Origin of the sequence: Actinoplanes sp. NPDC051633 (assembly GCF_040681735.1) — a bacterium.
Taxonomy (GTDB): domain Bacteria; phylum Actinomycetota; class Actinomycetes; order Mycobacteriales; family Micromonosporaceae; genus Actinoplanes.
The window spans coordinates 1-3296 of the sequence record NZ_JBFAZH010000893.1; the positions used below are offsets into that span (position 1 = coordinate 1).

The following is a 3296-nucleotide window of genomic DNA, read 5'->3' on the forward strand; positions in this document are numbered from 1 at the left end:
ATCGGCTCGTGGGGGCTGACGCTCCGCGACGTCTGGCACGCCGGCGGCGACTCCACGCCGGCGTTCCTCGTCTCCATCGCGTACCCCATCGGCGATCTCGTCCTGGCCACGATGGCGGTGCTGCTCGCGGCCCGGACGCGCCGGGGCAACCGCACCGAGGTGGTGCTACTGATCGGCGGGCTGCTCGGGATGACCGCGTCGGACGTGCTGTTCGCGCTGGCCACGGCCGACGGCACCTACCGCTCGGGTGCCCTCTCCGACGCCGGCTGGGTGATCGCGTTCGCCGCGTTCGCGATGGCCGGCTGGATCGCGTCGCGCCGGTCGGAAGCCCTGACCGCCAACAGCCGGTCGCACACCGGCCGGGCCCGGCGCTGGCAGCTCGTCCTGCCGTACGTGCCGTTCGGGATCGCCGCGATCATCTGCGTCGCGCAGGTGCTGTTCAGCGACGCGATGGACGCCCCGCAGTCGGTGGCGCTGCTCTTCGGCGTCGGCCTGGTGCTCGCCCGGCAGTTGGTCACCATCCTGCGGAACTCGACACTCACCGAGCAGCTGCGCTTTCAGGCGTTCCACGACCCGCTCACCGGGCTGGGCAACCGGGCGCTGTTCACCGTGCGGATGGAGCGGCTGCTGGCGGCCGGCACCCCGACCGTGCTCTACCTGGACCTGGACGACTTCAAGCTGGTCAACGACAACCTCGGCCACGACGCCGGCGACGACCTGCTGCGCGGCGTGGCATCTCGGCTGCGGGACAGCTTCCCCGAGGCGGCGGCGATCGCCCGGCTGGGCGGTGACGAGTTCGCGGTGCTGCTCGCGAGTGGGCGCCCGGCGCTGGACGCGGAACGGATGCTCGCCACGCTGCGGCGGTCGTTCCAGGTTGGCCCGCACATCATGGCGGTGACCGGGAGCATCGGCGCGGCCGTTGCCGCCGGGGCCGGAACCGAGGCCGAGGACCTGCGCAAACACGTCGACCTGGCGATGTACGCGGCCAAGGCGAAGGGGAAGAACGCATACGCGGTGTTCGAGCCGGCCATGCGCGCGAATTTCGAGGCGGAGATGGCACTGCGTGACGAGCTGCGGTCCGCCCTGCGCCGCGACGAGCTCTCCGTGGCCTACCAGCCGATCGTCGACCTGCGCGACGGCGGCGTGCGCGGGCTGGAAGCGCTGGTGCGCTGGAACCATCCGGTGCGCGGGGAGATCGTCCCGGCGACCTTCATCCCGGTCGCCGAACGGGCCGCCATGATCGCCGAGATCGGCCAGTTCGTGCTGGTCCGGGCATGTGCGGAGTTCGCCGCCTGGCCCGGCGCCGCGGACGGCTACCTGTCGGTCAACGTCTCGCCGTTGCAGCTGCTCGACCCGGCCTTCACCGACCGGGTGGTGGACACCGCCGGGCGGCACGGCCTGCGCCCCGACCAGCTCGTGCTGGAGATCACCGAGGAGGCGCTGGCCGACGAGTCGTACGTGATCCCGGCGCTGACGCGGTTGCGGTCGGCCGGCCTGCGGATCGCCATCGACGACTTCGGCACGGGCTACTCGTCGCTGCGCTACCTGCACCGCTTCCCGGTCGACATCGTCAAGATCGACCGCAGCTACGTGGCGGACATCGGCGCCAACCCGGCCGACGCCCACCTCGTGCAGACCCTGTGGCAGCTCTTCTCGGCGCTGGGCCTGTCGGCAGTGGCCGAGGGCGTCGAGGACCCGGCCCAGGCCACCTTGCTGGCCGCGATGGGCTGCCCGCTGGCCCAGGGTTACCTGTTCGGCCGCCCGGTCCCGATGCACGCCGTCCCGGCGCCACAACGGGCCTGACGGCCCCACCGCGGCGCCCCGCACGCCGTGCCGCACCCCGCCCCGCCGTGCCCGCCGCTCCTCGCCGCCTCTTCCGCCTTGCCGGGAGTGGCCGCGCCAGGTCTAAACAATGAATGGCCTCGCCGAGGAGGGCAGCAATCCACCACGCCAAGACCGCCAAAGGCGCAAAATGGGGCGCGGGCCCCGCCGCCATCCCCACCCCGGCACTGGGTGGGCGGTAGGCCACCTGGCCACACACCGCCAACCCGCACCTGTTCATCCACGTCCGCAACGCGATCACCGTTCGCTACGCCGCGACCATGACCTCGTCAACGACTGCCGGTGACCGGGCACGGTCCTGATCCAGTGGCTCAGTGCGGTCCGCGTCGGAGCCGGTGGACCAGTCCGAGGCAGACGGTGTGAACCACGACGCGGATGCGGGCCCACCAACAGAAGCTGGTGGGCAGCACCGGTATCCGCCAGTGATCACGCATATATCAGCGGGCCACTGGTGATCTTCACAAGCCGAGTGTGACCGGGTCGGAGGGTATCCCGGACGTGAGCAAATCGGTCAGTGATGTGGCGAGGTCGCGGGGCGAGAACAAATCAGGCCCGGGGTAGTTGGCGATCTCAGAGAGTCGCCACCAGCGAAAGCCGGCGAGGTGCTCATCAACGGCGAGTTGGTCGTCGGTGAACTCGCCGTGGGGCTCGAAGTGGGCGGCGCGGATAAGGAAGTAGTCGTTGACCAAGCCGTCCAAGCCGGGCGGCGCATGATCTGCGGCAACGACTTGGTGCCAGACGTGCAGCGGATCAGCGGCGGTGACCAAGCCGGTTTCCTCTCGCAGCTCACGGCGCAGTGCCGACACTCCGTCCTCACCTGGCTCTATGCCGCCACCTGGAGCAGCCCAGACGGCCGGTGCTCCGTTCGGGACCGCTGGGTGGGGGAAGACGAAGCGGCATAACAGGACCTGATCGGCCTCGTCGAGGATGATCGCGCGAGCGGAGGTTCGAAGGTTCAGCGACATGGCAAGCTCCTGATCCTGTGCGCTTAGCACCGCAATGATCGACGTAAGCCGCAAGGCGCGCGCCGCCAGGCCTCTTCGAACAACGCCCGCGCCCCCGGCCGGCCTTCCACCTCCCGCATCCCGTCCTGGCAGAGCTTGAGCACCGGGTTGTCGAGGTCCATGCGGCGATCCCGAGGGCTCGACAGGTCGAGGGTCAAGCCTCCCGGGAAAGCGCGACCACCAGCTTCCGCATCGCGGAGGCCGCGCTCTCGCTCACCGTCGGGCCCAGCACCGCCAGGGTCGACATCAGCGCCGCCACCTCGGGCAGGTCGAAGTCGATGGTGATCGCCGCCCGTGCCGGCCGCAGCCGCACGCCGCCGTCGCGACCCCGGTACGCGTCGACCGGCACGCCGCTTTCGCGCAGCCGCGCGACGTCGCGGGCCACCGTCCGCGGCGCCACCCCCAGCTCGGCGGCCAGCACCGACAGCTCGACCCGCTGCCCATGCGCGG

The 3296-nt window shown here is 70.9% G+C and carries 3 protein-coding genes; 1 reads left to right on the plus strand and 2 read right to left on the minus strand.

Going from position 1 to position 3296, the window contains the following annotated elements; translation table 11 throughout:
- Nucleotides 1-1803 (plus strand): bifunctional diguanylate cyclase/phosphodiesterase (locus AB0M20_RS34000; RefSeq protein WP_364304443.1); only part of this gene is annotated, 1803 nt, incomplete at its 5' end.
- A gap of 497 nt (nucleotides 1804-2300) precedes the next feature.
- Here the strand turns inward: AB0M20_RS34000 and AB0M20_RS34005 are convergent.
- Both AB0M20_RS34005 and AB0M20_RS34010 read right to left on the minus strand, forming a co-directional pair.
- Nucleotides 2301-2807 carry an NUDIX domain-containing protein gene (locus AB0M20_RS34005; protein ID WP_364304444.1) on the minus strand — a complete coding sequence of 169 codons (507 nt, stop codon included), beginning with the start codon at nucleotides 2805-2807 and terminating at the stop codon, nucleotides 2301-2303.
- Nucleotides 2808-3000: 193 nt separating this feature from the next.
- Nucleotides 3001-3296 (minus strand): HTH domain-containing protein (locus AB0M20_RS34010; protein ID WP_364304445.1); only part of this gene is annotated, 296 nt, incomplete at its 5' end.